Origin of the sequence: Gemmobacter aquarius (assembly GCF_003060865.1) — a bacterium.
Lineage (GTDB): Bacteria > Pseudomonadota > Alphaproteobacteria > Rhodobacterales > Rhodobacteraceae > Paragemmobacter > Paragemmobacter aquarius.
Genome location: NZ_CP028918.1, coordinates 1,080,451 through 1,106,263 on the forward strand (window position 1 = coordinate 1,080,451; position 25,813 = coordinate 1,106,263).

Below are 25,813 nucleotides of genomic sequence, written 5' to 3' on the forward strand. Positions count from 1 at the left end.
GAGAAACGATGAAGAAATGGCTTACCTCGACCGCTCTGGTGCTGACGCTGGCTTTGCCCGTGGCGGCGCAAGACTATACGCCCAGCCCCGATGCCAAGGCGGGCGGTTCGATCACGGTGACCTACAAGGATGACGTGGCGACGCTTGATCCGGCGATTGGCTACGACTGGCAGAACTGGTCGATGATCAAATCGCTGTTCGACGGGCTGATGGATTACGTGCCCGGCACCACCGAGCTGCGCCCCGGTCTGGCCGAAAGCTACGAGATTTCGCCCGACGGGCTGGTTTACACCTTCAAGCTGCGCGCAGGCGTGAAATTCCACAACGGCCGCGAGATGACGGCAGAAGATGTGAAATACTCGCTCGGTCGCGTGACCGATCCTGCCACGCAATCGCCGGGGGCGGGGTTCTTCGGGTCTATCGCGGGCTTCGATGCGGCGGGGCCTGACGGGCTTTCGGGTGTGGAAGTGACAGGTCCCTTGACGGTCAAGATCACGCTTTCGCGGCCCGATGCCACGTTCCTGCATGTCATGGCGCTGAACTTCGCATCCGTGGTGCCAAAGGAAGCGGTCGACGAGGCAGGGGCCGATTTCGGCAAGAAGCCGGTCGGGACAGGGGCCTACAAGCTGGAAGAATGGACGCTGGGCCAGCGGCTGGTCTTTGCCAAGAACGCCGACTACTGGCGTGCGGGTGTGCCGTTCCTTGACTCGGTCGTGTTCGAGGTCGGGCAAGAGCCTGTCGTGGCGCTGCTGCGCTTGCAGAACGGCGAAGTCGACGTTCCCGGCGACGGCATCCCTCCGGCCAAGTTCCAAGAGGTGATGGGCGATCCGGCGCAGGCCGCGCATGTCGTCGTGGGTGGGCAGTTGCATACCGGCTACATCACGCTGAACGTCAAGATGGCGCCGTTTGACAATCTGGACGTGCGTAAAGCCGTGAACATGGCGATCAACAAGGACCGGATCGTGCAGATCATCAACGGTCGCGCCGTGCCTGCGACCCAGCCGCTGCCGCCCAGCATGCCGGGCTATACCGAAGGCTACGCCGGTTACGCCTATGACGTCGAAGGCGCCAAGAAGTTGCTGGCGGATGCCGGTCTTGCCGACGGGTTCGAGACCGAGATGTATGTGATGAACACCGACCCGAACCCGCGGATCGCGCAGGCGATCCAGCAGGATCTGGCGGCCATCGGGATCAAGGTGAACATCCAGTCGCTGGCCCAAGCCAATGTGATCGAGGCCGGTGGCGCGGGCACGGCACCGATGATCTGGTCGGGTGGCATGGCATGGATTGCCGACTTCCCCGATCCGTCGAACTTTTACGGGCCCATCCTTGGCTGTGCCGGTGCCGGTGACGGTGGCTGGAACTGGTCGAAGTTCTGCGACGAGGCACTGGATGCCAAGGCGACCGAGGCCGACAGCATGGCCGACCCTGCCAAGGTCGAAGAGCGCCTGAAGCTGTGGTCGGACGTTTATACCGGCGTGATGGAGCAGGCACCCTGGGTGCCGGTGTTCAACGAAGAGCGCTACACCATGAAGTCCGACCGCATGGGTGGCGAGGATGCGCTTTACGTCGATCCGGTCTCGATTCCGGTCAACTATGACTACGTCTGGGTCAAACAGTAATGTGCAAAGCCTGCAACTACACGATCCACGGCGCGCAGCATCACTTCGGGTGGGATAACTCTATCGCACCCGTGCTGCGGGCCGAACCGGGGTCGACGATCCTGTTCCATTGCAACGATTCCTCGGCGGGCCAGTTAGGCCCGTCGTCGACCGTGGCGGATGTGGGCACGCTCGATTTCGGTAAGATCAACCCGGTGTCGGGGCCGATCTATATCGAGGGGGCAGAGCCGGGCGATGCGGTCAAGGTGACGATTGAAAGCTTTGCGCCGCGTTCGTTCGACGGGGCCGGATTTGGCTGGACGGCGAATATTCCGGGGTTCGGGTTGTTGGCCGATCAGTTTACCGAGCCTGCGTTGAAGGTCTGGAAATACGATCCCGCCACCATGGAGCCTGCGCTTTGGTCGGATGTGGCGCGGGTGCCGTTGAAGCCCTTTGCCGGGACCATCGGCAATGCGCTGGCGGAAGCCGGGCTTCATTCGGTCGTGCCGCCGCGTCGGGTGGGCGGGAACCTCGATATCCGCGATCTGAACGCGGGGACGACGCTCTACCTGCCGGTCGAAGTGGCAGGCGCCTTGTTCAGCGTGGGCGATACCCATGCGGCGCAGGGCGACGGCGAGGTGTGCGGGACGGCCATCGAGTCGCCCATGGATGTGGTGCTGACGCTCGATCTGGTGAAGGGGGCGCATCTGAAGACGCCGCGTTTCACCACGCCGGGGCCGGTGACGCGGCATCTGGACGCCAAGGGCTATGAGGTGACGACGGGGATCGGGCCTGACCTGATGAGCGCTGCCCGCGATGCGGTGGCGAACATGGTCGATTTCCTGTGCGCCACGCGCCAGATGGCGGCGGTGGATGCCTATATGCTGGTGTCGACCTGCGGCGATCTGCGGATTTCCGAGATCGTCGATATGCCGAACTGGGTGGTCAGCTTCTACTTCCCGCGCTGCGTGTTCGAATGAGCGTGATGCAAGAAATGTCCGGGGCTGTGGCGGCCCCGGATGCCCCCGTGTTGGTGGTGGATCAGCTTTGCGTCGCGGTCCGGACCGAAGGCGGGATGAAGCCCTTGGTGCGGGATTTGTCGTTTTCGCTGCGGCGGGGCGAGACGCTGGCGATTGCGGGGGAGAGCGGGTCAGGCAAGTCGATCACCTCGCTTGCCATCATGGGGCTGTTGCCGCCGCCTGCGGTGCGGGTGACGGGGGGCGCGGTGCGTCTGGGCGGGGTGGAGTTGACCGCGCTGCCCGAAAGCCGGATGCGGAGTTTGCGCGGTGACCGGATCGCGATGATCTTTCAGGAGCCGATGACGAGTTTGAACCCCGTGCTGACGGTCGGGGCGCAACTGGTCGAGGCGATACGGGCGCATGAGGCGGTGGGGCGTGCCGAGGCACGGGCGCGGGCGCTGGAGGCTTTGCGGGCGGTGCGGCTGTCGCAGCCCGAGCGGCGGCTTGAACAGTATCCGCATGAATTGTCGGGGGGCATGCGGCAGCGGGTGATGATCGCCATGGCGCTGGCCTTGCGGCCCGAGGTGCTGATTGCGGATGAACCCACGACTGCGCTGGATGTGACGGTGCAGCGCGAGGTTTTGGACCTGCTGCGCGATTTGCAGCGCGATCTGGGGACGGCGATCATCCTGATTACCCACGATATGGGCGTGGTCGCCGAAATGGCCGACCGTGTGATCGTGATGAAGGACGGTGCTCAGGTCGAGACGGCGGCGACGGCTGATCTGTTCGCGCGGCCACAGGCGCAATACACGCGCGATTTGCTGGCGGCAGTGCCGAGGATGGGCGCGGGGGCTGTGCGTGCGCCCGTGACGGGCGATGTGGTGGCATCGCTTCGCGATGTGGTGGTGCGCTTTCCGCTCAAGGGCGGGCTGCTGGGGCGGGTGACGCAGAATGTGCATGCGGTCGAGCATGTATCGCTTGAGGTCCGGCGCGGCGAGACATTCGCGCTGGTGGGCGAATCCGGCTGCGGGAAATCGACGATTGCCAAGGCGATTGTGGGATTAGTGCCGCATCAGGGGCGCATCGAGGTGGGCGGGCAGGCGCTTGAGGGCCTTGATACGGCAGGGCAGAAGGCGCTGCGCCGCAAGGTGCAGATGGTGTTCCAAGACCCTATGGCAGCACTCGATCCGCGGATGACAGTGGGCGATCTGATCGCCGAGCCGTTGGTGATTCACGGGGTCGGGACACGCACCGAACAGCGGGCGGCGGCGGCCGAGTTGATGGCGCGGGTGGGGCTTGGGGCCGATGGGTTGGACCGCTATCCGCATGAATTTTCCGGCGGGCAGCGGCAGCGGATCTGCATTGCGCGGGCGCTGGCCTTGAAGCCTGAATTGATCATTGCCGATGAAAGCGTGTCGGCCTTGGATGTTTCGGTGCAGGCGCGGGTGCTTGAATTGCTGCGCGCCTTGCAGGCCGAATTCGGCATCGCTTTCCTGTTCATCAGCCATGACATGGCGGTGGTCGAGAATATCTCGGACCGTGTGGCGGTGATGTATCTGGGGCAGATCGTCGAGACGGGGACGCGGGCACAGGTGTTCGGCAACCCGCAGCACGCCTATACGCGGCGGCTGATCGAGGCGGTGCCGGTGCCTGATCCTGCCCATGTGCGGGCGGCGGGGGTGCGGCTGGCGGGCGAGGTGCCCTCGCCGGTGCATGACGTGGGGCGCGGGCCGGTTCGGGTGACGCTGGTCGATGTGGGCGGCGGGCATCTGGTGGCGCGCGAGGGGTAGGTTGCCCTTCGGCCTGTGACAGGCCAAGGTGCCGGAAAATCGGGGGGATGGGCGATGATCGGACTGCCACAAGAGGGGCTGTTTCTGGGGCGTGTGTGGCGGGCGGGGGTTGGTCCTGCGGTCGTGACGCTGCGCGGGGGCCGTGTGTTCGATATCACCTCGCGCGCTGCGCCGACGATGCGCGATGTGCTGGAACAGGCGGATATCGCGGGATACGTCGCGGGGATCGCGGGGCAGGATATCGGGTCGCTGGATGACATCGCGGCGGCCTCGGTGGAACCCGCGGGCGATGTGACGCGGCTTCTGGCGCCGAATGATTTGCAGGCGGTCAAGGCTTGCGGTGTGACATTCGCGCGGTCGATGATCGAGCGGGTGATCGAGGAGCGGGCGGCGGGCGATGCGTCCCGCGCCGAGGCGATACGGGCGCGGGTGGCAGGGGCAATCGGCGACTCGCTTCGCAATCTGGTGCCTGGGTCGGACGAGGCTGCGGAAGTGAAGCGGCTGTTGCAGGCCGAGGGGCTGTGGTCGCAATACCTCGAGGTGGGCATCGGTCCGGATGCAGAGGTGTTCACCAAGGCCCAGCCGATGGCGGCGGTAGGATACGGGGCATCGGTGGGGCTGCATCCGATCAGCAAGTGGAACAACCCTGAACCCGAAGTGGTGATGGTGGTGGACAGCACGGGGCGGATCGTGGGCGCGACGCTTGGCAACGACGTGAACCTGCGCGATGTCGAAGGGCGGTCGGCGCTGCTGCTGGGCAAGGCCAAGGACAACAACGCGGCGGCGAGTGTGGGGCCGTTCATCCGGGTCTTCGATGCGGGGTTTACCTTGGATACCGTGCGCGGCTTGGAGTTGACGCTGACGGTTGAGGGGACGGACGGGTTCACTCTGACGGGGCGGTCGTCGATGGCCGAAATTTCGCGCGACCCCGCCGATCTGGTGGCGCAGACGCGGGGGCGGCACCACCAGTATCCCGACGGGTTCGTGCTTTACTGCGGGACGATGTTTGCCCCCGTGCAAGACCGTGACGGGCCGGGGCAAGGGTTCACGCATCACCTTGGTGATGTGGTGACGATTGCGGCGCCTGAACTGGGGCGGCTGGTAAATACGGTGCGGCTGTCGACCGGGGCGCCGGAATGGACATTCGGCGCGTCGGCATTGATGAAAAACCTGAGCGCGCGCGGGCTTCTTTAGCCCTTTGCCTTGACCACCGACACACAGGGTGCCACATCGGCACGAGCCGATTTCGCATGACCGGAGGAAACCCCGATGCCCGTCTATCGTTCACGCACCACCACCCACGGCCGCAACATGGCCGGCGCCCGCGGCCTGTGGCGCGCAACGGGCATGAAGGACGGCGATTTCGGCAAGCCGATCATCGCCATCGTGAACAGCTTCACCCAGTTCGTGCCGGGGCACGTGCACCTGAAAGACCTTGGCCAGATGGTCGCGCGCGAGGTCGAGGCGGCAGGTGGTGTGGCCAAGGAGTTCAACACGATTGCCGTCGATGACGGGATCGCGATGGGCCATGACGGGATGCTTTATTCGCTGCCGTCGCGCGAGATCATTGCCGACAGCGTGGAATACATGGTCAACGCCCATTGCGCCGATGCGATGGTGTGTATCTCGAACTGCGACAAGATCACTCCCGGCATGCTGATGGCGGCGATGCGGCTGAACATTCCGGTCGTCTTCGTGTCGGGCGGGCCGATGGAGGCCGGCAAGGCCGTGATCAAGGGCAAAGAGATTGCGCTCGATCTGGTCGATGCGATGGTCGTGGCGGCGGATGAAAGCTATTCCGACGCCGAGGTCGAAGAGATCGAAAAGGCGGCTTGCCCGACCTGCGGGTCATGTTCGGGCATGTTCACCGCCAATTCGATGAACTGTTTGACGGAAGCCCTTGGGCTATCGCTGCCGGGGAACGGGTCGACCTTGGCAACCCATGGCGACCGGCAGCGGCTGTTCGTCGAGGCAGGGCATCTGATCGTTGACCTTGCCAAGCGCTATTATGAACAGGACGATGCCAGCATCCTGCCGCGCAATGTGGCCAACAAGCAGGCTTTCGAGAATGCTATGGCGCTCGATATCGCGATGGGCGGATCGACCAACACGATCCTGCACATTCTGGCGGCCGCGCATGAAGGCGGGATCGACTTCGATCAGGACGACATCGACGAGTTGTCGCGCCGCGTGCCCTGCCTGTGCAAGGTGGCCCCCGCCAAGCAGGATGTGCATATGGAAGATGTGCACCGCGCGGGCGGGATCATGTCGATCCTTGGCCAGCTCGATGCCGGTGGCCTGCTCAACCGTGATTGCGTGACGGTGCATTCGCCCACCATGGGGGCGGCGCTCGACCATTGGGACATCAGCCGGACGAACCATGAGAACGTGCGCCAGTTCTTCAAGGCGGCACCGGGCAATGTGCGCTCGGCCACGGCGTTTTCGCAGAACAAGCGGTATCAGGAACTGGACCTCGACCGTGAAAACGGCGTGATCCGGTCGGTGGAGCATGCGTTTTCGAAAGAGGGCGGTCTGGCGGTGCTGAAAGGCAATATCGCGCTCGATGGCTGCATCGTGAAGACGGCGGGCGTGGACGAGTCGATCTTCGTCTTTTCGGGTCCGGCCAAGGTTTACGAATCCCAGAATGCCGCCGTGGCCGCGATCTTGAACAACGAGGTCAAGGCGGGCGATGTGGTAGTGATCCGCTACGAGGGGCCAAAGGGCGGGCCGGGGATGCAAGAGATGCTTTACCCGACGAGCTATCTGAAATCGAAGGGGCTGGGCAAGGTTTGCGCTTTGCTGACGGACGGGCGTTTTTCGGGCGGCACCTCGGGGTTGTCGATCGGGCACGCCAGCCCCGAAGCGGCTTCGGGCGGGGCGATCGGGTTGGTGCGCGAGGGGGATATGATCGACATCGACATTCCGGCGCGGACGATCAATCTGCGGATTTCGGACGCGGAATTTGCGGCGCGGCGGGCCGAACAGGACCGTTTGGGCTGGAAACCCGCCAAGCCGCGGTCGCGCAAGGTGTCGCAGGCGTTGCGGGCATATGCGCTGTTCGCCTCATCCGCCGACAAGGGTGCTGTGCGGGTTCTGCCCGACGAGGCGTAAGGGTTTTTCCACGAAACCGGATGGGGCATCGGGGCATCACAGCCGTGGTGCCCCTTTTGTGTTGCGGGCGCAGGTGCGCGAGCGGATCGGGGATGCGCCGGTTTACATTACCTATGACATCGACTCGCTCGATCCGGCCTTTGCGTCGGGGACGGGAACGGTCGAAGTGGGCGGGCTGAGCACGTGGCAGGCGCTGGAGATCATCCGTGGCTGTGCGGGGCTGAACATCGTGGGGGGCGATCTGGTCGAGGTGTCGCCGCCCTATGATACCACGGGCAATACGGCTCTGATCGGGGCAAATCTGCTGTACGAGATGCTGTGTGTGATGCCGGGGGTGCCGCAGAAGCCTTCGCGCTGGTCGGGGTTGGTGTTTTAAGACCGAGGGGTCAGGCGGGGCAGGAAACGCGACCCGCGTTTCCCCGCCTGCGCGGGACGGTAGCGACCTGCCGGTGTGGCTCGGTCACCACAGAGGCCGGCGCCAGGCCAGGCGGGCGAGAAGCGCCCGCCATGGGCGGGACGGGCGCTGGCCGGTGGCCTCGGGGCCACCGGCGGATGGCGGGACGGGCACCGCGTGGCAAGGCGATGGCCTTTGCCATGGGTGTGAGGCGATCTGTGTTTTACGCGGGCGTATCTTCTGAGGAAGTGGGTGGGTGGATCACCCACCCTACGGTGTCGCGCTGGATTTGTAGGGTGGGTGATTCACCCACCCTTTCTTCATTCGGCTACGTGCAGCGTCGGGCGTTTGCCGGACAGGGCGTCGACGCGGGTGGAAAGGTCGTCGATCCGTTCGGCGAGGACCGATGCGGCGGGTTCGTCGGGCTCGCTTTCCTTGGGGCCGAGGATGCGGCTGAACAGGCGGCCGACGAGGCGCGACAGGTCGTCCATGATCAGGAAGAAGGCGGGCACCACGATCAGCGACAGCACGGTCGAGACGATGATGCCGCCGATCACCGCCGTTGCCATGGGTGCGCGGAACGATCCGCCCTCGCCCACGCCGAGAGCGGAGGGGAGCATGCCTGCCGACATGGCGATGGAGGTCATCACGATGGGGCGGGCGCGTTTGTGGCCGGCCTCGATCACCGACTGGAAGCGGTCCATGCCTTGGGCGCGCATTTCGATGGCGAAATCGATCAGCAGGATCGCGTTCTTGGTGACGATGCCCATGAGCATCAGGATACCGATCAGGACAGGCATCGACAGGGCCGATCCGGTGAGGATAAGCGCCGCGGCCACGCCACCGATGGCGAGGGGGAGCGAGAAGAGGATGGTGAAAGGCTGGATGACCGAGCGGAAAAGCAGGATCAGCACGGTAAGCACCAGCATCAGGCCCATGATCATGGCATTGCCGAAGCTGGACATCAGTTCGCCCTGAACCTCGGCATCGCCGGATTCCTCGATCCGGGCGGTGGGGGGCATTTCGACGCTTGCGGCGAGTTCCTTGAAGCGGTCGCTCGCGGTTCCCAGCGCCACACCCACGGGAAGGTTCGCGCCGATGGTGGCGCGCCTTCCTCCTTGCGGAAACTACACGCGAGATGCGGGGGGTGCGGGGGGTGTGAAACCCCCCGCCCCGGCAGGAGGGCAAGGCAACGCCTTCCCGAACTGCCTGATTTCCGTGCATCGCGCCCATTCTGCGGGCGCGTCGACACGCGGCACCCTTACCGGACGGGCCGCCGGTCAGTGGGCTGTTGAGCCCGCCTTTGCCTTTCGCTTTGGGTGGTGGCGCGAGGTGATATGACCCTACAGGCCGCCCTTTCCCCGATGCAGCGCAGCCGTGGCGAGGCTTTCGCTTCCTTTGCGCTTTCGGGCGGGCGGATGCGTCTGGGCGATTTGCGGCAGGCGGGGTCGGCCAAGGCGATTCTGCCGCATGTGGGCGCTGTGCCCGAGGTGGTCTTTCTGAACACATCGGGCGGGCTGACAGGCGGGGACCGGTTGTCTTATGGCGTGACCTTGGGCGACGGAGCCTGCGTGGTGGCCACGACCCAGACGGCCGAGCGGGCCTATTTCAGCAATCAGGGCGCGGCGCGGGTCGATGTTTCGCTGAGTGTCGGGGAGGGGGGCTGGATCGACTGGTTGCCACAAGAGACGATCCTGTTCGACGGCTCGAACCTAGTGCGGCACACGCGCATCGATCTGGGCGCGCGGGCGGGGTGTCTGGCGCTGGAAGCGGTGGTGCTGGGGCGCGCCGCGATGGGCGAGACGGTGGCGCGGCTGGCGTTCCGCGACCGGCGCGAGATCTGGGCGGGCGACAGGCCGGTGCATATCGAGCCGTTGTTTCTGGACGATGCGGGTTTGCAGGCGGGTGCGGCCACGCTGGGCGGCGCGCGGGCTTTCGCTTCGGTCGTGATGGTCTGCCCCGATGCGGGCGACCTGCTGGCACCGCTGCGGGCGGTGCTGACGGTCGAGGGCGTGGTGGCTGCGGCATCCGCCTATGACGGGCGGCTTACGCTGCGGATGATGGCCGGCGATGGCTGGCCGCTGCGGCAGCAAATTGCGCGGGCTTTGCACGTGCTGCGGCGCGGTGCGGCGCTGCCCCGCGTGTGGCAGATAGGGAGAGACTGATGAACCTGACCCCGAGGGAGAAGGACAAGCTGCTGGTCAGCCTTGCCGCGATGGTGGCACGCGGGCGACTGGCGCGGGGGGTGAAGCTGAACCACCCCGAGGCGATTGCGTTGATCACCGATTTCGTGGTCGAGGGCGCGCGTGACGGGCGCAGCGTTGCCGACCTGATGCAGGCGGGGGCGCATGTCATCACCGCCGCGCAATGCATGGAGGGTATCGCGTCGATGATCCATTCGGTGCAGGTCGAGGCGACCTTTCCCGACGGCACCAAGCTTGTCACCGTCCACCACCCCATCCGCTGAAGGAACCTTGTCATGGCACGCATGATCGCCTCGCTGTTCATCCTGTCCGCCTCGCCCGCGCTGGCGCATCCGGGGTTTCACCCCAACCCGCATTGGACCGGGGCGGGCTGGCTGGTCGCCGCCCTGATCGGGGCGCTTGCGGCACCGCTTCTGGCGCGGTTGCGGAAATGATCCCCGGCGAGGTGTTCCCCGCGGCGGGCGAGATCGAGCTGAACGCAGGTGCTGTGGCGGTGAAGATCATGGTCGCCAATTCCGGCGACAGGCCCATTCAGGTGGGCAGCCATTACCACTTTGCCGAAACCAATGCGGGGCTGGTCTTCGACCGTGCTGCTGCGCGGGGGATGCGGCTCGATATCGCGTCGGGCACGGCGATCCGGTTCGAGCCGGGGCAATCGCGCGAGGTGTGGCTGGTGCCGCTTTCGGGTGCGCGGCGGGTGTTCGGGTTCAACGGGAAAGTTATGGGCGGTCTGTGACCGTTTGAGGGGGGCGATATGCCAGCACGGATTTCACGCAGCGCCTATGCCGATATGTATGGCCCCACGGTCGGTGACCGGGTGCGGCTTGGTGACACCGATCTGATCATCGAAGTCGAGCGCGACCTGATCGCGGAACGCTCGAGCGGGCAGGCCAACGCGCTGCGCTATGGCGAAGAGGTCAAGTTCGGCGGCGGCAAGGTCATTCGCGACGGGATGGGGCAATCGCAGGCCACGCGGGCCGAGGGGGCGATGGACACGGTCATCACAAATGCGCTGATCGTGGACTGGACCGGCATCTACAAGGCCGATGTGGGCCTGCGTGACGGCCGGATCGCGGTGATCGGCAAGGCTGGGAACCCCGATACGCAGCCGGGTGTGAACGTGATCGTCGGGCCGGGGACCGAGGTGATCGCGGGCGAGGGGCGGATCTTGACCGCCGGAGGGATGGACGCGCATATCCATTTCATAGCACCCCAGCAGATCGACGATGCCTTGCACAGCGGGATCACCACCATGCTTGGCGGCGGCACGGGGCCGGCGCATGGCACGCTGGCCACCACCTGCACACCGGGGCCGTGGCATATCGAGCGGATGATGCAGGCGGCGGATGCCTTCGCGATGAATCTGGCCTTTGCGGGCAAGGGCAATGCGTCTTTGCCTGCCGCGCTGGAGGAACAGGTGCGGGCGGGGGCGTGCTGCCTGAAGCTGCACGAAGACTGGGGCACCACGCCTGCGGCCATCGACTGCTGCCTGACGGTGGCGGACGGCATGGATGTGCAGGTGATGATCCACACCGATACGCTCAACGAGAGCGGTTTCGTGGAAAACACGCTGGCGGCGATTGGCGGGCGGACGATCCACGCCTTTCACACCGAGGGCGCGGGGGGCGGTCATGCGCCCGACATCATCAAGGTGGTCGGGTCGCAGAACATCCTGCCGAGTTCGACGAACCCGACGATGCCCTATACGGTGAACACCATCGAAGAGCATCTCGATATGCTGATGGTGTGCCACCACCTCGACCGCAGGGTGCCCGAGGATGTGGCTTTTGCCGAAAGCCGCATCCGGCGCGAGACGATCGCGGCCGAGGATATCTTGCATGACATGGGGGCGTTTTCTGTGATCTCGTCCGACAGTCAGGCGATGGGGCGGGTGGGCGAGGTGATCACCCGCACCTGGCAGACCGCGCATAAGATGAAGGTACAGCGCGGGCGCTTGGCCGAGGAAACGGGCGAGAACGACAATTTCCGTGTGCGGCGTTACATCGCGAAATACACCATCAATCCGGCGGTGGCGCACGGGATCTCGCGCCATATCGGCAGCGTCGAGGAGGGCAAGCGCGCCGATCTGGTGCTGTGGTCGCCTGCGTTCTTTGGTGCCAAGCCTGAGATGGTGCTGATCGGCGGGTGCATCGTCGTGGCACAGATGGGCGATCCGAACGCGTCGATTCCGACGCCGCAGCCGGTTTACACGCGGGCGATGTTCGGCGCTTACGGGCGGTCGGTCGAACGCAATGCGGTGGTCTTCGTTTCCCGAGCCGCGCAAGAGGCCGATGTGCGGCACCGCTACGGAACGGCCAAGGCGACATTGGCGGTGGAAGGCTGCCGCGGCATCGGAAAGCGCGACATGCGGCTGAACGATGCGACACCCGTGATCGAGGTGAACCCCGAGACGTACGAGGTGCGGGCGGACGGGGTGCTGCTCACCTGCGAACCGGCCACGGAGTTGCCGCTGGCGCAGCGGTATTTCCTGTTCTAATGCGCGGCGCGAGCGGGTGTGAAGGCGGGGGAACGGAGGATCGGCCAGCCGGGGCGCGGGGGTGCGAGCTTAGGCGCGAGGGGCATGGTGCGGACGATGGTTTGCGGACGGCTGCGCCAATAGGCGGGGTCGTTGCGGATGTTTTCGGGCAAAAGTGCCGCGTCGAAGACGCTGTTGTGGCCATGGGTGATTTCGACCCTGTGGAAGCGGCCGATCAGCGTGGTAAAGGGAGATTTCATCAGCCGGTCGCGCAACTGCGCTTCGCGCAGTTTAAGGCGGGCAATCTCGGCCCTGACTTCGGCCAGTTCGTCGGCGGGGGACAGGCGGTGCATCAGGATTCTCCTGTGGGACGGGGCGAGGATGGCGGCGAAGCGTTAACAAAGCGTGACGGGTTGGCAAAACGGGGGCGGCGAGGCTGCGTAAAGCTGTTAGACTGTCTGCACGCCAATATTCCGGGGATCTTTTGTTATGCCTGACCTTCCCGCATCCCACCGCGTCATCCGCAAACCCGAAACCGGTGGAAAAGTTCCTGTGGACCGTGTCGTTCTGGGCTATGATGAGCGGTTCTTGCGCCGGAAACGGCTGATGACCGAGGCGGGCGCCGGGTTTCTGGTCGATCTGGCGGAAACGTCGAGTGTTTCGGCGGGCGATTGCTTCGAACTGCTCGATGGGCGGCTGGTTGTTGTGGAAGCGGCGGCAGAGCCGGTGCTTGTGGTGACGGGGGCGAACCTGCCGCGTCTGGCCTGGCATATCGGGAACCGGCACACGCCCTGCCAGATCGAGCCCGCACGGCTGGTGATCCGCGATGACCATGTCTTGAAGGGGATGCTGGCGGGGCTGGGGGCCACGGTCGGCCATGCGATGGAGCCGTTCACACCGGAAGGCGGGGCCTACGGACACGGGCGGACGATGGGGCATGACCACGGATTCGGCGCGCATGACCATTTGCGTGGGCCGGTTTTGACGCTGCCGCATGCGCTGGCGGGGCTGCATGTGCAGCACCAGGGTTTCGCGCGCGTCGAGGATGACCCCGAGGCGCCCGACGAATGAGCGGGCTTATCACGCTGGTGCAGTGGCTGTCGCCGGCCTTTCCGACGGGGGGCTATGCCTTTTCGCACGGGATGGAGCGGGTGATCGGTGACGGCACCATTCGCAGTGGTGCCGACCTTGCCGTCTGGCTGGGGGCGGTGCTGCGGCACGGGGCGGGGCGGCAGGATGCGATCTTGCTGGCTTGTGCGCTGCGCGAGGGGGCGGACCACGCGGCGCTTGCAGCCTATGGGCGGGCGCTGGCGGCATCGGGCGAGCGGTATTCCGAGACTTGCGCGCAGGGGGCGGCGCTTGCGCGGGCGGTTTCGGCGGTGACGGGGCGCGAGATTTCGGCGGGGCCGTTGCCGGTGGTGCTGGGGCAGGCGGCGGGGCCGCTTGGGTTGGCGGCAGAGCAGGTGATCGGGCTTTACCTGCACGCGTTTGCGTCGAACCTCGTGTCTGCTGCGGTGCGCTTCGTGCCATTGGGCCAGAACGAGGGGCAGCGGGTGCTGGCGGGGTTGCACGGGCTGATCGGGGAGATCGCGGCGGCGGCGGCAGGGGCCGGGCTGGAGGATATATCGAGTGCGGCCTTTGGGGCGGACCTTGCGGCGATGCGGCACGAGACGATGGATGTGAGGATATTCAAGACATGAGCAATCACGATGAGTAAGAACGGGCCGTTGCGCGTGGGGATCGGCGGGCCGGTGGGCGTGGGCAAGACCACGCTGACCGAGCAGTTGTGCCGCGCGCTGGCAAGCCGCTGTTCGATGGCTGTCATTACCAATGACATCTACACCCGCGAGGATGCCGAATATCTGATGCGGGCGCAGGTGTTGCCGGTGGAACGGATACGGGGCGTCGAGACCGGGGGCTGCCCGCATACTGCGATTCGCGAGGATGCGTCGATCAACCTTGCGGCGGTGGCCGATCTGCGGGCGGCGTTTCCCGACCTCGACCTGATCCTGATCGAAAGCGGCGGCGACAATCTGGCGGCGACCTATTCGCCGGAGCTGGCCGATATCACCATCTATGTGATCGACACGGCGGCGGGGCAGGACATTCCGCGCAAACGCGGGCCGGGGGTGACGCGGTCGGATTTGCTGGTGGTGAACAAGACCGACCTTGCACCCTATGTCGGGGTCGATGTGGCGCTGCTGGAGAGTGACACGAAGTTTGCGCGGGGGCGGCTGCCTTATGTCATGGCGCGGCTGCGGCAGGGTGTGGGGATTGCCGAGATCGTGGCCTTTCTGGAACGCGAGGGCGGATTGGTGCTGCGCGAGGCGGTGCAGGCCTAGTTTGGCACGGGCCTGGTTTGGCATGGGCCTAGTTTGGTACGGGCCTGGTTTGGTACGGGCCTGGTTTCCGGACCATAGCGGGCGGGCAGGAAGGCCGGACGGAAACGTCCGGCTTTCTTCTGTTTGCGACCTGTTGCGCCGCGAAAGCGGCCCGAGTCGCTGCGGAACTGTCCAGCAAACGGCCTAAGGAACGGGCATTTCATGCTGCACTGCGGAATTAATGGGCGAACGGGCCGGGTGCGGACCATGCCCGTTCCGTCGGCGCGGGCTATCCGTTGCGACACGCGGCGACTGCGGCTTTTGTCGGGGGGCGGGGTCTTTCGGGGCCGTGCCGGAAAAGATGTGCGGGAGGGGGACATGATGTGGAAGTCCGACCCCCTCACCGCACGGGGTGCAACCTAAGTTGCCGCCTGAAGATAGTGGTCCTTTCCGGATTTGGAAAGGCGGCTTCGGGCGGCCCGGAAACAGGGAAAAAAACCGTATGAACGGGATCAAGGGGATGTTGCTGGCAGGGGCCATGGGCCTGTCGTCGGCGGGGGCTGTGATGGCCCAGGAAGAGACGATCAAGGTGGGTGTGCTGCATTCGCTGTCAGGCACGATGGCGATTTCGGAGACCACGCTGAAGGACACGGTCCTGATGATGATCGACGAGCAGAACAAGAAGGGTGGCCTGCTGGGCAAGAAGCTGGAGGCGGTGGTGGTCGATCCGGCATCCGACTGGCCGCTGTTCGCCGAAAAGGCGCGTGAATTGCTGACGGTGGACAAGGTCGCCGTGACCTTCGGCTGCTGGACCAGCGTCAGCCGCAAGTCGGTGCTGCCGGTGATCGAGGAGTTGAACGGCTTGCTGTTCTATCCGGTGCAGTACGAGGGCGAGGAATCGTCGAAGAACGTGTTCTACACTGGTGCCGCGCCGAACCAGCAGGCGATTCCGGCGGTGGATTACTATCTGGAAGAGTTGGGCGTGCAGAAATTCGCGCTTCTGGGCACCGATTATGTCTATCCGCGCACCACGAACAACATTCTTGAAAGCTATCTGATCTCGAAGGGGATCCCGAAAGAGGATATCTTTGTGAACTACACGCCGTTCGGCCATTCTGACTGGTCCAAGATCGTGTCGGACGTGGTGGCGCTTGGTGCTGACGGCAAGAAGGTGGGCGTGATCTCGACCATCAACGGCGATGCGAACGTGGGCTTCTACAAGGAGCTGGCAGCGGCGGGCGTGACGGCGGACAAGCTGCCCGTCGTGGCCTTCTCGGTTGGCGAGGAAGAACTGGCGGGACTGGATACGACGAACCTCGTCGGGCATCTGGCGGCGTGGAACTACTTCGAATCCGCCGATACGCCTGAAAACGCGGCCTTCATCAAGCAGTGGCACACGTTTATCGGCGACGACAAGCGCACCACCAACGACCCGATGGAGGCGACCTATATCGGCTTCCAGATGTGGGTTCAGGCGGTCGAGAAGGCCGGAACCACCGATGTGGATGCCGTGCGTGACGCGATGTATGGCCAAGAGGTAAAGAACCTGACGGGCGGCACGGCCAAGATGTTGCCGAACCATCACCTGACCAAGCCGGTGCTGATCGGCGAGATCCGGGCAGACGGGCAGTTCGACATCATCAGCCAGACCGAACCGGTCGCCGGTGACGCCTGGACCGATTTCCTGCCGGAATCGGCGGTGCTCGAGTCCGATTGGCCGGGCCTTGGCTGCGGGATGTACAACAGCGAGACCAAGACCTGCGTGCAGTTGAAGTCGAACTACTGACCTAAGGCAGGCGGGGGGCCGCATCCGGCCCCCCGCACCCCCCCGATTTCACATTCTTTTACCGCAGGTTTTCATGCGTCCGTTTCTTCTTGCCCTGACGCTGACCGTGCTGGCCCTGCTTGGGCCGCTGCCCGCCGCGGCCGAGACCGCTGCCGGGATTTTGGCGCGCCATGCGGCGGCGATCGAAAAGCCCTCGCGCCAGACCATCGGGCCGGTGATTGCCGAGCTTGCGGGCAGCGGTGACGCGATGGCGGCGGCGGTGCTGCAGGCATGGGGCGACAAGCGTCTGGGGCTGCGAAAGGCGGACGGGGCGTTCTTCATCATCGCAAAGACCGCCGATGGCTGGGCGCTGACGGCGCTGGACGGCGCAGATGCCGGGGCTGCGGCCAAGGGTGACATTTCCGAGTTGAAACCCAACGCCGGGGTGCGCGGGCTGATCGCTGCGGCCTTGGTGCAATTCACCCTGTCGGACCCTGACCGCGCCAAGCGGGCGGCGGCGCTCGACTCGATTGCCAAAGACCCGAATGCCGAAGCGCTGGAGCCGTTGCGGGCGAGCGTTGCAGGCGAGGCGGATCCGCTGCTGCGGGCCCAGAAAGAGCGTCTGCTGGGGTTGCTGACCATCCGCTTCGGGGCGGACACTTCGGCGCGGGTTGCGGCGATCGACGGCTTCGGGAGCGATGCGGGGATCGATCTGCGCGGAGCGCTGAACCCATTGGTCGCCGTGACGCGCATCGCCTTTGCGGGCGAGGCCCCGGCGGGGGCCAATCTGGCGCGGTCGTTGCGGCCGGGGCGCGATCTGACCGAGGCCGAGGCCTATGATCTGTTGGTGTCGGCGGGCCTTGCACCGGCGCGTCTGACGCCAGCCGATGCGCGGGCGGCGCTGGTGACGCATCTGAAGGATGGGGCGGTGGCCGGTGTGCCGCTAGAGCAGTTGAACCGGCAAGAGGCCCGCGACCGCGCCTATAACGCGCTTGAAGCGGCAGGCCTTGTGCCGCCCGCCGCGACCGATGCCGAGGTGACCGAGGCGGTCGCCAAGCACCGCTTCGCCGAAGTTTACGCCGAGCCTGACCCTGCGGTGACGGCTGCGGCTGCGGTGGCGCTGGGCCGGATCGGAACGAAGGTCGGCGCGATGCAGGCGGTCGATCTGGCGCTCGACGCGATGTCGCTGGCGTCGATCTATTTTCTTGCGGCCATCGGGCTTGCCATCACCTTTGGCGTGATGCGGGTGATCAACATGGCGCATGGCGAGTTCATCATGATGGGCGCCTATACCGGCTACGCCGTGCAGCAATGGATCACGAATTACACGCTGTCGATCATCGTGGCGCTGCCCTTGGCATTTGCGGTCACCTTTGCCGCCGGAGTGGCTATGGAGCGGCTGGTGATCCGGCATCTTTACAAACGCCCGCTTGAAACACTGCTTGCGACCTTCGGCATTTCCATTGCGCTCCAGCAACTGGCCAAGAACATCTTCGGCACGCAGGCGCGGCCCCTGACCTCGCCCGAATGGCTCGACGGGGCGCTTGTGTTCAACGACGTGGTGTCGATCAGTTACATCCGCATCGCGATCTTCGTGCTGGCGCTGCTCTTCTTGCTGTTCTTCCTGTGGCTGATGAAGCGCACGCGGCTGGGGCTCGAGGTGCGGGCGGTGACGCAGAACCCGTCGATGGCCGCATCGATGGGCATCAACCCGGACCGGATCAACATGCTGACCTTCGGCCTCGGGTCGGGCATTGCGGGCATCGCGGGGGTGGCCATCGGGCTATTCGCCAAGGTGACCTCGGAACTCGGGTCGGATTACATCGTGCAAAGCTTCATGACCGTGGTCGTGGGCGGGGTCGGCAACATCTGGGGCACGCTGGCGGGGGCGGCGCTGATCGGTGTGCTGCAAAAGGGGATCGAGTGGTTCAACCCCTCGAACACGCTGGCCGCGCAGACCTACATGATTCTGTTCATCATCCTGTTCATCCAGTTCCGTCCGCGCGGGATCATCGCCCTAAAGGGCCGTGCGGCGGGGGATTGACCGGATGCCTGCGTCATTTTCTGTCTTCAAATATCCCGCGGGGGTCCGGGGGCGCGAAGCCCCCGCTGCGACCATGGAACAAAGCGGAAAGGGTCTCGCATGAGCCGCAGCTTTCTTGTCCGTAACCCTTCGGTGCTGTGGTTCATCCTGATCCTTGCCGTTTTCACGCTGGCGGTCACGCTGATGTCTGAAGCTTATGGTGTGGCTTTCGTCTCGACCTCTTTCGTCAAGACCTTGGGCAAGACGCTTTGCCTGTGTCTTGTCGCGCTCGCCATGGACCTGATCTGGGGCTATGCGGGGATCCTTTCGCTGGGCCACATGGCGTTTTTTGCGCTGGGGGGCTACGGCTTGGGGATGTGGCTGATGTATGCCCGCACCGAAGAGATCGTGGTGGCAGCCTTGGCGCAAGACGTGCTGCCCGCCACGCCCGATGAGATACGCCAAGGCATCGCCACGCAGATTTTCGGGGTGGTGGGGGCGTCGGACCTGCCCGCGATCTGGGTCTTTGCCCATTCCTTCTGGTTGCAGATGGCGTTGGTGGTGCTGGTGCCCGGCGTCTTGGCGCTGGCCTTCGGCTGGCTGGCCTTCCGCGCCCGCGTGACGGGGGTGTATCTGTCGATCCTGACGCAGGCGATGACGCTGGCGCTGGCGCTTTACCTTTTCCAGAACGACTCGGGGCTACGCGGCAACAACGGGCTGTCGGGGTTGCAGAACCTGCCGGGACTGGCCGAGGTGTCGCAGGACCGGCTGTCGGTCTGGTTCTTCTGGGCCTCGGCTTTTGCCTTGGGGCTGGGCTATCTGCTGGTCGCCTGGGTGGTGTCGGGCAAGTTCGGCAGCGTGATCCGCGCGATCCGCGATGACGAGCAGCGCGTGCGGTTCCTTGGCTATTCGGTCGAGGGTTACAAGCTCTTTGTCTTTACCCTGACGGCGGTGATCGCCGCACTTGCGGGGGCGCTGTACTATCCGCAGGCGGGGATCATCAATCCGGCGGAGCTTGCGCCCATCGCGTCGATCTATCTGGCGGTCTGGGTGGCGATCGGCGGGCGGGGCCGGCTTTACGGGGCGGTGATAGGGGCGGCTTTCGTGTCGATCGTGTCGAGCTGGTTCACGGGGGGCGGGTGCCCGACGTGCCCTTGGGGTTCTATACGGTGCAATGGGTGGATTGGTGGTCGGTGGTGTTGGGGCTGTCCTTTGTTCTGGTCACGCTCTTCGCGCCAAAGGGTATCGGCGGGTTGTTCGATCTGTGGCAGGGGCTTCGCAGCCCTGACCGCAAGGGTGCGGCGCTTGGCCCCGAGGACGGGGCGCTGATGGAGAAGGAGGCGCAGCGATGAGCGCGCTTCTGGAAGTGTCGGGCGTATCGGTCAGTTTCGACGGGTTCCGCGCGATCAACAACCTGTCGTTCAACATCGGCCCTGCCGAGTTGCGCGCGATCATCGGGCCGAACGGGGCGGGCAAGACGACCTTCATGGATATCGTGACCGGCAAGACGCGGCCGGACAGTGGCAGCGTGACCTTTGGCGAGCGGTCGGTGTCGCTTTTGTCGATGACCGAAGCGCAGATCGCCCGTGCCGGTGTCGGGCGCAAGTTCCAGCGCCCCACGGTGTTCGAGGACCAGACGGTGCATGAAAACCTGATCATGGCGCTCAAGGCACGGCGCAGCCCTTGGCGCGTTCTGATGTGGCGCGAAGGGGTGGCGGACCGCGAAAAGGTGGCGGCGCTGGCCGGTGAGGTGGGCTTGTCGGATGCGCTGCCGCGCAAGGCGGGGGAATTGTCGCACGGGCAGAAGCAATGGCTGGAAATCGCGATGCTGCTGGCGCAGGAGCCGCGGCTGTTGCTGGTGGATGAGCCGGCTGCGGGGATGACGCTGGCCGAGCGCGAGCATACGACAAAGCTGCTGGTCGAGATGGCCAAGACGCGGGCCGTGGTGGTGGTCGAGCATGATATGGAATTCGTGCGGCGGCTGGAGTGCAAGGTGACGGTTCTGCACGAGGGCGCGGTTCTGGCGGAAGGGTCTTTGGACCATGTGACGAAGAACCAACAGGTGATCGAAGTCTATCTGGGGCGCGGTTAGGGAGCGGGGCTGATGCTGGAAACCAAGGGTCTGACGCTGCATTACGGGGGGTCGCAGATCCTTTATGGCATCGACATGGTGGCGCGGGCGGGCGAGGTCACCTGCGTGATGGGTACCAACGGGGTGGGCAAGACAAGCCTGTTGAAAGCGCTGGCGGGGACGCATCTGCGCTCGGGCGGGGTTGTGACGCTGGGGGGCGAGGATGTGCCACGGGTGCCGCCGCAGGGCATGGCCAAGCGCGGGTTGGCGGTGGTGCCGCAGGGGCGGATGATCTTTCCCTTGCTGACGGTGAAAGAGAACATGGAGACGGCTTTCGCCCTGTTGCCGAAGGCCGAGCACCGGATACCGGACGAGATCTACGATCTGTTTCCGGTCTTGAAGGACATGGGCCACCGGCGCGGGGGCGATCTTTCGGGCGGGCAGCAACAGCAACTGGCCATCGCGCGGGCTATGATCATGCGCCCGCGCGTGTTGCTGCTGGACGAGCCGACCGAAGGCATCCAGCCCAACATAATCCAGCAGATCGGGCGGGTGATTTCCTATCTGCGCGGCAAGGGCGACATGGCGATCGTGCTGGTCGAGCAGTATTTCGATTTCGCCTATGGCTTGGCGGACAGTTTTTACGTGCTTAAACGCGGGCAGGTCGCGCTTTCGGGAACCAAGGCCGAATTGTCGCAGGATGTGCTGCGGCAGACTGTTTCGGTCTGACGAAAAGAAAAGGGGGGCTATCCGCCCCCCTCGCCGCGAAGCGCGGCGCACCCCCCGAGGATATTTCAGCCGAGAAGAAGCCGCAGGCAAATCTCGTGCCCTTCTTCTTGGTGCAAATATCCTCGGGGGAAGGCGCGGAACGCGCCGCAGGGGGGCAGACAGCCCCCCTGCGTCGGGCAACGGCGGCGGCCAAAACAAAAGGGGCCGCACGGGGCGACCCCTTTTGCAACGATCTGCTTGCGATCAGTTGGTCGCTTCGCCCTCGGCCGGTGCAGCCTCGCCTTCGGCGGGGGCGGCGGCATCGGTCGCAGCCGGAGCCAAGGACACGAGGAAGGCTGCCACGTTGGCGGCATCTTCGGCCTTCTTGATCTTGAACATCATCTTGGACTTGGCTTTCTTGTCACCGGTCTTTTCGACGAGGAACTTGGTCGGGTCCTGCACGTAGACCGCGAGGTCTTCTTCGGTCCAGACATAGCCGGTTCCGTTCAGCTCGAGGATGCCTTCGCCGTATTTGAACTCGGGGTACGAACCTGCAACGCGGCCTACGACGGCGTAGAGGTTCGGGCCGGTCTTGGCGTTCTTGCCAGCCAGCACGTTGCCATCGGGATCGACCACGGCGTGGCAGGTCTGGCACTGGTTGAAGACTTTCTTGCCTGCTTCGGCGTCACCCGCGGCGAAGGCCGGAACGGCTGCCACGGCGGCAAAGGCAAGAGCGGTCAGGGTCAGTTTCATCGGGTCGTCCTCCCAAGGGAATTTTGTAGACTGTATACTGGTGCATTCAGTCGCGATGACAAGACTTCGTGACCGCAACTTTGGCGAAAATTTCGGCGGTATCCAGCCCCTTTTTGGTCTTTTCAGGCGACGGCGTGGCTGACCGCGCAACGTTGCCACAGCGAGGTGAGTGCGGTGACCAGATGGTCGATGTCGGCGTCGGAATGCAAGGGGCCGGGGGTGATACGCAGACGTTCGGTGCCCTTGGGGACGGTGGGGTAGTTGATCGGTTGGACGTAGATGCCCCAATCGTCCATCAGGATGTCGGAAATCATGCGACATTTGACCGGATCGCCGATCATCACCGGGATGATGTGGCTGGCGTTTTCCAGATGCGGGATGCCTGCGCGGTCAAGGCGGGCGCGGAGTTTGGCGACGTTTGCGCGCTGGGCCATGCGTTCGGCATCCGACTGCTTGAGGTGGCGGATCGAGGCGGTGGCGGCGGCGGCCACGGCGGGGGGCAGGGCGGTGGTGAAGATGAAGCCTGACGCGAAGCTGCGGATGAAATCGCACAGGGCGGCCGAGCCGGTGATGTAGCCGCCGACCACGCCGAAGGCTTTGCCCAGCGTGCCTTCGATCAGGCTGATGCGGTGGGCGAGGCCCAACTCTTCCGACACGCCGCCGCCGCGGGGGCCATACATGCCGACTGCGTGCACCTCGTCGATGTAGGACAGCGCGCCATGGGCTTCGCAGACCTCGACGATTTCACGGATGGGGGCGATGTCGCCATCCATCGAATAGACCGATTCGAAGGCGACGATCTTGGGGCGGTCACCGACGGCATGCAGTTTGCGGTCGAGGTCGCGCCAGTCGTTGTGCTTCCACAGCACCTTGTCGGCGCGGGAATGGCGGATGCCTTCGATCATGCTGGCGTGGTTTTTCTCGTCCGACAGGATCACGGCATTGGGGATTTTCGAGCCGAGGGTTGAAAGAGCGGCCCAGTTCGAGACGTAGCCGGAGGTGAACAGCAACGCCGCTTCCTTGGCGTGCAGGTCGGCGAGTTCACGCTCCAGGATCAGGTGGTGGTGGTTGGTGCCCGAGATGTTGCGCGTGCCGCCCGCACCCGTGCCGCAGGTTTCGACCGCGTCGACCATGGCTTTGACGACCGTGCCGTTCTGGCCCATGCCGAGGTAATCGTTCGAGCACCAGACGGTGACTTCGCGCAATTCGCCGTTCTTGTGGTTTCCGGCGCGGGGGAACGATCCGCAGCGGCGCTCCATTTCCGCGAAGACGCGGTAATTGCCTTCGGCCTTGAGGGCGTCGAGTTGGCTGCTGAAAAGGGCGTCGAAATCCATGTCAGTGCTTTCTGGTCAGGGCCGGGTCTGTGATCGGCTTTGTTACAGGCGGCGCGGGGATCATCCAGCGCCAGAGTTTCTGGTCGGGGAGGGGAAGGACCATGAACCAATGCTCGAGAAGGGCGAGCAGGCTCAGGGCGGAAAGGAGGGTGAAGCCGACGAGGTGGCCGGGGGTTGGCGCGTTCCAGGCGCGTTCGATGAAGCAGGCGACCGCAAAGGTCAGGGCCGAGACCCAGATCGGGAAGGCGGCGTTCATCGGCGCGCGGCGGAAGTGGCTGGGCAGATGCGCCAGCGTTTGCGGCAGGAATTCGGTATGGATGCGCGGCACGCCGAAGAACAGGTTCAGCTTGGCCGAGATGCGGGCGAAGAACAGGATCACAAAGGTCCAGAGGCCGAAGATGTTGGTGTGGCCTTCGGTCACGACCGCCATTGCGCCCATGGTGCCCATGAGCAGCAGTTCGTGCCACGCGATGGTGCCGCAGGCGCGCAGGAAGCGGTTGGCAGTGGTCGCATCGGGCGGGCAGGGCGTGGTGTTGGGGCCTGCGATGATGCCCGACAGGAAGGCAAGCTCGATCCATGCCCAGATGGCGAGGGCCGAAAGAAAGCCGAGATAGGCGCCGGTTGCGGTGTCGTCATCCAGTACGTTGACGAAGACGACAGCGCCGCCGACGACCAAGGGCAGGCCAAGGATCACCGACCACAGATGCGCGTCGCGGCCCTGATGGTCGGCGCGTTTGACGCGCCAGATGATGATGCCGGTAGAGAACCACCACAAAAACAGCGCGGACAGGGCGGCAAGCCATGGGTTGTTCATACGCGGCCCCCCCGTAAGGGGAGCCGCGCAGGGCGGTGGGACGCGCCCATCCCTCCGCCGCAATCACCGTTTGCACGGCGATATGATGGTCACTGGTCAATAGGTCGGCTCCATCCGGACGGATGCCGGAGGTGTCGTCTTGATGACCGGGATCAGATAGAGACCGGCAAAGGCCAGCAGGGCGCGGGCAGTTGCGGTTTTGTGTGAAAGCCAGCCCGTCAGGCCGCCCTTTTTCTTGGCTTTGTCCATGTCGCGCATGGCGGCGTCCATCGCCCGCAGGCCCGGAAGCCAGCGCGGGTGTTTGATGTCCAACTCGACCGGAAACACCTGCCGCGCGATTTCCGAGGTGATGCGGTAGACCTCTTGGTCATACCAGTCGATGTCGACACCGAGGTGGTGGTGGAAATCGACCCGTGCGTGATCGCGCACCCACATCGTGGAATAGACCGCCGTAAGGAAGAAGCGGATCCACAGCTTGTTGGCAAAGCTGGTGGTCAGTTTCGGGTCGGTCCGCATCAGCAGGGCAAAGGCCTCGCCATGGCTGAACTCGTCGTTGCACCATTCCTTGAACCATTTGAAAATGGGGTGGAAGCGGTGCTCGGGGTGCCGTTCCAGATGGCGGAAGATGGTAATGTAGCGGGCGTAGCCGATCTTTTCCGACAGGTAGGTGGCGTAGTAGATGAATTTGGGCCGGAAGTAGGTGTATTTCTTGGCCTTGGTCAGAAACCCGAGGTTCACCGCAACACCCGCTTCGCGCAGCGCGTCGTTGATGAAACCGGCGTGGCGGGCTTCATCGCGTGACATGTAGCTGAAGAGTTCGCAGATGTCGGGGTTGGTGCCGCGGCGCTTCATTTCCTTGTAAAGCACGCAGCCCGAGAATTCGGCCGTGCAGGACGACACCAGAAAGTCGATGAATTCCACGCGCAGAGCGGGGTCCATGCCTTTCCAGTCGACCGTGTCCCAATCGGCATTCTTCTTGAAATGGCCCTTGTTCGGGTCGGATTTCATCTGTGCCAGCAGGGCATCCCAATCGGCGCGGACGGGGGTGACATCGACGCGGTCCATCTCGTCGAAATCGGTGGTGTAGAAGCGCGGGTTGAGAAGGGTGGTTTCGGTCGCCATCGCCGTGGTGTCGAAGGCACCCTGCATTTCGGAATGCAGTTCGTCGTGGGTGGTTGCGTGAACGTTCATAGCGTCACCTCGTCCGAGAAGGAAAATTCGCAAAGCTCCATGAATTCCAGATCGCCCGTCAGGCGGGTCCAGAGGCGTTCGATGGCGCTTGCGCGGGTGATGGTGGCGGTGCGGTCTTCGACCACGACTTCGCCGTAAGCGGCCATGACCGGCGCGCCGTGGACGAGCACTTCGTCACCGGGGTGGACGACCGCGCCGTTGTTGAAACGGACATGGGCGTGCAGGGCTTCGAAGCGGTGGCTGATCTCGACGGTGCAGGGCACATCTTCGCGGGTTTTCGTGAACAGTGGCATGG

General features: G+C 64.5%; 24 protein-coding genes and 2 pseudogenes. 19 read left to right on the plus strand and 7 right to left on the minus strand.

Annotated features, from left to right (window positions below):
• Positions 1 to 8: 8 nt before the first annotated feature.
• The 6 genes and pseudogenes from HYN69_RS05245 to HYN69_RS05270 form a co-directional block, all read left to right on the plus strand.
• Positions 9 to 1,622 (plus strand): ABC transporter substrate-binding protein, encoded by a 1,614-nt coding sequence (locus tag HYN69_RS05245; RefSeq protein ID WP_108434823.1) that lies wholly within the window; start codon positions 9 to 11, stop codon positions 1,620 to 1,622.
• Positions 1,622 to 2,581, plus strand: coding sequence for an acetamidase/formamidase family protein (locus HYN69_RS05250; RefSeq protein ID WP_108434824.1), 960 nt, complete (start codon positions 1,622 to 1,624; stop codon positions 2,579 to 2,581). Before HYN69_RS05245 ends, HYN69_RS05250 begins: the two co-directional genes overlap by 1 nt.
• 5 nt (positions 2,582 to 2,586) lie before the next feature.
• A complete protein-coding gene (locus tag HYN69_RS05255) occupies positions 2,587 to 4,353 on the plus strand; it encodes an ABC transporter ATP-binding protein (RefSeq protein ID WP_230426491.1) in 1,767 nt (588 codons plus the stop codon).
• Between the two features lie 54 nt (positions 4,354 to 4,407).
• Positions 4,408 to 5,547: a fumarylacetoacetate hydrolase family protein gene (locus HYN69_RS05260; RefSeq protein ID WP_108434826.1), complete on the plus strand. Its 1,140-nt coding sequence runs from the start codon at positions 4,408 to 4,410 to the stop codon at positions 5,545 to 5,547.
• 75 nt (positions 5,548 to 5,622) lie between these two features.
• Positions 5,623 to 7,464, plus strand: coding sequence for a dihydroxy-acid dehydratase (gene ilvD, locus HYN69_RS05265; protein ID WP_108434827.1), 1,842 nt, complete (start codon positions 5,623 to 5,625; stop codon positions 7,462 to 7,464).
• A 73-nt stretch (positions 7,465 to 7,537) separates the two neighbouring features.
• Positions 7,538 to 7,840: pseudogene (locus HYN69_RS05270) on the plus strand (arginase family protein); the annotation flags it as partial.
• A 338-nt stretch (positions 7,841 to 8,178) separates the two neighbouring features.
• Here the strand turns inward: HYN69_RS05270 and HYN69_RS05275 are convergent.
• Positions 8,179 to 8,934: an efflux RND transporter permease subunit gene (locus HYN69_RS05275; protein ID WP_230426492.1), complete on the minus strand. Its 756-nt coding sequence runs from the start codon at positions 8,932 to 8,934 to the stop codon at positions 8,179 to 8,181.
• Positions 8,935 to 9,195: 261 nt separating this feature from the next.
• Here HYN69_RS05275 and HYN69_RS05280 point away from each other — a divergent pair, with 261 nt between their 5' ends.
• Genes HYN69_RS05280 through ureC form a run of 5 tightly spaced genes read left to right on the plus strand, consistent with a single transcriptional unit; the run spans position 9,196 to position 12,559 of the window.
• Positions 9,196 to 10,023 carry an urease accessory protein UreD gene (locus HYN69_RS05280; protein WP_108434828.1) on the plus strand — a complete coding sequence of 276 codons (828 nt, stop codon included), beginning with the start codon at positions 9,196 to 9,198 and terminating at the stop codon, positions 10,021 to 10,023.
• Complete coding sequence (locus HYN69_RS05285; protein WP_108434829.1) at positions 10,023 to 10,325, plus strand: urease subunit gamma; 303 nt, start codon at positions 10,023 to 10,025, stop codon at positions 10,323 to 10,325. The genes HYN69_RS05280 and HYN69_RS05285 overlap by 1 nt, the downstream gene beginning before the upstream one ends.
• Before the next feature lie 12 nt (positions 10,326 to 10,337).
• Positions 10,338 to 10,496, plus strand: coding sequence for a peptidase M23 (locus HYN69_RS05290; protein ID WP_108434830.1), 159 nt, complete (start codon positions 10,338 to 10,340; stop codon positions 10,494 to 10,496).
• Complete coding sequence (locus HYN69_RS05295; RefSeq protein WP_108434831.1) at positions 10,493 to 10,798, plus strand: urease subunit beta; 306 nt, start codon at positions 10,493 to 10,495, stop codon at positions 10,796 to 10,798. Before HYN69_RS05290 ends, HYN69_RS05295 begins: the two co-directional genes overlap by 4 nt.
• Before the next feature lie 18 nt (positions 10,799 to 10,816).
• Positions 10,817 to 12,559: an urease subunit alpha gene (ureC, locus tag HYN69_RS05300; protein WP_108434832.1), complete on the plus strand. Its 1,743-nt coding sequence runs from the start codon at positions 10,817 to 10,819 to the stop codon at positions 12,557 to 12,559.
• Here ureC and HYN69_RS05305 read toward each other — a convergent pair.
• A complete protein-coding gene (locus HYN69_RS05305) occupies positions 12,556 to 12,891 on the minus strand; it encodes a hypothetical protein (protein WP_108434833.1) in 336 nt (111 codons plus the stop codon). The genes ureC and HYN69_RS05305 overlap by 4 nt on opposite strands.
• A gap of 136 nt (positions 12,892 to 13,027) precedes the next feature.
• Between HYN69_RS05305 and HYN69_RS05310 the strand changes: the two genes are divergently transcribed.
• From HYN69_RS05310 to urtE, 8 genes and pseudogenes are all read left to right on the plus strand, one after another.
• On the plus strand, positions 13,028 to 13,609 hold the full coding sequence (locus tag HYN69_RS05310) for an urease accessory protein UreE (protein ID WP_108434834.1): 582 nt from the start codon (positions 13,028 to 13,030) through the stop codon (positions 13,607 to 13,609).
• On the plus strand, positions 13,606 to 14,238 hold the full coding sequence (locus tag HYN69_RS05315; protein WP_108434835.1) for an urease accessory protein UreF: 633 nt from the start codon (positions 13,606 to 13,608) through the stop codon (positions 14,236 to 14,238). Before HYN69_RS05310 ends, HYN69_RS05315 begins: the two co-directional genes overlap by 4 nt.
• A gap of 9 nt (positions 14,239 to 14,247) precedes the next feature.
• Complete coding sequence (ureG, locus tag HYN69_RS05320) at positions 14,248 to 14,880, plus strand: urease accessory protein UreG (protein ID WP_108434836.1); 633 nt, start codon at positions 14,248 to 14,250, stop codon at positions 14,878 to 14,880.
• 481 nt (positions 14,881 to 15,361) lie between these two features.
• On the plus strand, positions 15,362 to 16,645 hold the full coding sequence (gene urtA / locus HYN69_RS05325) for an urea ABC transporter substrate-binding protein (RefSeq protein ID WP_108434837.1): 1,284 nt from the start codon (positions 15,362 to 15,364) through the stop codon (positions 16,643 to 16,645).
• Between the two features lie 73 nt (positions 16,646 to 16,718).
• Positions 16,719 to 18,668, plus strand: coding sequence for an urea ABC transporter permease subunit UrtB (gene urtB, locus HYN69_RS05330; RefSeq protein WP_108434838.1), 1,950 nt, complete (start codon positions 16,719 to 16,721; stop codon positions 18,666 to 18,668).
• A 99-nt stretch (positions 18,669 to 18,767) separates the two neighbouring features.
• Positions 18,768 to 19,999 (plus strand): annotated as a pseudogene (gene urtC / locus HYN69_RS05335) (urea ABC transporter permease subunit UrtC).
• Positions 19,996 to 20,739 (plus strand): urea ABC transporter ATP-binding protein UrtD, encoded by a 744-nt coding sequence (gene urtD / locus HYN69_RS05340; RefSeq protein ID WP_108434839.1) that lies wholly within the window; start codon positions 19,996 to 19,998, stop codon positions 20,737 to 20,739. Before urtC ends, urtD begins: the two are co-directional and overlap by 4 nt.
• A gap of 12 nt (positions 20,740 to 20,751) precedes the next feature.
• Positions 20,752 to 21,447, plus strand: a complete 696-nt coding sequence (gene urtE / locus HYN69_RS05345) for an urea ABC transporter ATP-binding subunit UrtE (RefSeq protein ID WP_174213599.1) — start codon at positions 20,752 to 20,754, stop codon at positions 21,445 to 21,447.
• Positions 21,448 to 21,690: 243 nt separating this feature from the next.
• On the opposite strand, the gene HYN69_RS05350 is transcribed toward urtE, so the two are convergent.
• The 5 genes from HYN69_RS05350 to HYN69_RS05370 all read right to left on the minus strand — a co-directional run bounded on the left by HYN69_RS05350 (position 21,691) and on the right by HYN69_RS05370 (position 25,811).
• The gene (locus tag HYN69_RS05350) at positions 21,691 to 22,179 is read right to left on the minus strand and encodes a c-type cytochrome (RefSeq protein ID WP_108434841.1); all 489 of its coding nucleotides are present in this window, start codon (positions 22,177 to 22,179) and stop codon (positions 21,691 to 21,693) included.
• 122 nt (positions 22,180 to 22,301) lie between these two features.
• The gene (hemA, locus tag HYN69_RS05355; protein ID WP_108434842.1) at positions 22,302 to 23,513 is read right to left on the minus strand and encodes a 5-aminolevulinate synthase; all 1,212 of its coding nucleotides are present in this window, start codon (positions 23,511 to 23,513) and stop codon (positions 22,302 to 22,304) included.
• Position 23,514: 1 nt separating this feature from the next.
• Entirely contained in the window at positions 23,515 to 24,327 is an 813-nt protein-coding gene (puhE, locus tag HYN69_RS05360) for a putative photosynthetic complex assembly protein PuhE (protein WP_108434843.1), read from the minus strand.
• A 96-nt stretch (positions 24,328 to 24,423) separates the two neighbouring features.
• Positions 24,424 to 25,518: a magnesium-protoporphyrin IX monomethyl ester (oxidative) cyclase gene (acsF, locus tag HYN69_RS05365; RefSeq protein ID WP_174213600.1), complete on the minus strand. Its 1,095-nt coding sequence runs from the start codon at positions 25,516 to 25,518 to the stop codon at positions 24,424 to 24,426.
• The gene (locus tag HYN69_RS05370) at positions 25,515 to 25,811 is read right to left on the minus strand and encodes a hypothetical protein (protein ID WP_108437046.1); all 297 of its coding nucleotides are present in this window, start codon (positions 25,809 to 25,811) and stop codon (positions 25,515 to 25,517) included. The genes acsF and HYN69_RS05370 overlap by 4 nt, the downstream gene beginning before the upstream one ends.
• Between the last annotated feature and the right edge of the window lie 2 nt (positions 25,812 to 25,813).

Coding starts and splice junctions, on each gene's coding strand:
- HYN69_RS05245 (WP_108434823.1), top strand. CDS start 9: ATGAAGAAATGGCTTACCTCGACCGCTCTGGTGCTGACGCTGGCTTTG.
- HYN69_RS05250 (WP_108434824.1), top strand. CDS start 1,622: ATGTGCAAAGCCTGCAACTACACGATCCACGGCGCGCAGCATCACTTC.
- HYN69_RS05255 (WP_230426491.1), top strand. CDS start 2,587: ATGCAAGAAATGTCCGGGGCTGTGGCGGCCCCGGATGCCCCCGTGTTG.
- HYN69_RS05260 (WP_108434826.1), top strand. CDS start 4,408: ATGATCGGACTGCCACAAGAGGGGCTGTTTCTGGGGCGTGTGTGGCGG.
- ilvD (WP_108434827.1), top strand. CDS start 5,623: ATGCCCGTCTATCGTTCACGCACCACCACCCACGGCCGCAACATGGCC.
- HYN69_RS05280 (WP_108434828.1), top strand. CDS start 9,196: ATGACCCTACAGGCCGCCCTTTCCCCGATGCAGCGCAGCCGTGGCGAG.
- HYN69_RS05285 (WP_108434829.1), top strand. CDS start 10,023: ATGAACCTGACCCCGAGGGAGAAGGACAAGCTGCTGGTCAGCCTTGCC.
- HYN69_RS05290 (WP_108434830.1), top strand. CDS start 10,338: ATGGCACGCATGATCGCCTCGCTGTTCATCCTGTCCGCCTCGCCCGCG.
- HYN69_RS05295 (WP_108434831.1), top strand. CDS start 10,493: ATGATCCCCGGCGAGGTGTTCCCCGCGGCGGGCGAGATCGAGCTGAAC.
- ureC (WP_108434832.1), top strand. CDS start 10,817: ATGCCAGCACGGATTTCACGCAGCGCCTATGCCGATATGTATGGCCCC.
- HYN69_RS05305 (WP_108434833.1), bottom strand. CDS start 12,891: ATGCACCGCCTGTCCCCCGCCGACGAACTGGCCGAAGTCAGGGCCGAG.
- HYN69_RS05310 (WP_108434834.1), top strand. CDS start 13,028: ATGCCTGACCTTCCCGCATCCCACCGCGTCATCCGCAAACCCGAAACC.
- HYN69_RS05315 (WP_108434835.1), top strand. CDS start 13,606: ATGAGCGGGCTTATCACGCTGGTGCAGTGGCTGTCGCCGGCCTTTCCG.
- ureG (WP_108434836.1), top strand. CDS start 14,248: ATGAGTAAGAACGGGCCGTTGCGCGTGGGGATCGGCGGGCCGGTGGGC.
- urtA (WP_108434837.1), top strand. CDS start 15,362: ATGAACGGGATCAAGGGGATGTTGCTGGCAGGGGCCATGGGCCTGTCG.
- urtB (WP_108434838.1), top strand. CDS start 16,719: ATGCGTCCGTTTCTTCTTGCCCTGACGCTGACCGTGCTGGCCCTGCTT.
- urtD (WP_108434839.1), top strand. CDS start 19,996: ATGAGCGCGCTTCTGGAAGTGTCGGGCGTATCGGTCAGTTTCGACGGG.
- urtE (WP_174213599.1), top strand. CDS start 20,752: ATGCTGGAAACCAAGGGTCTGACGCTGCATTACGGGGGGTCGCAGATC.
- HYN69_RS05350 (WP_108434841.1), bottom strand. CDS start 22,179: ATGAAACTGACCCTGACCGCTCTTGCCTTTGCCGCCGTGGCAGCCGTT.
- hemA (WP_108434842.1), bottom strand. CDS start 23,513: ATGGATTTCGACGCCCTTTTCAGCAGCCAACTCGACGCCCTCAAGGCC.
- puhE (WP_108434843.1), bottom strand. CDS start 24,327: ATGAACAACCCATGGCTTGCCGCCCTGTCCGCGCTGTTTTTGTGGTGG.
- acsF (WP_174213600.1), bottom strand. CDS start 25,518: ATGAACGTTCACGCAACCACCCACGACGAACTGCATTCCGAAATGCAG.
- HYN69_RS05370 (WP_108437046.1), bottom strand. CDS start 25,811: ATGCCACTGTTCACGAAAACCCGCGAAGATGTGCCCTGCACCGTCGAG.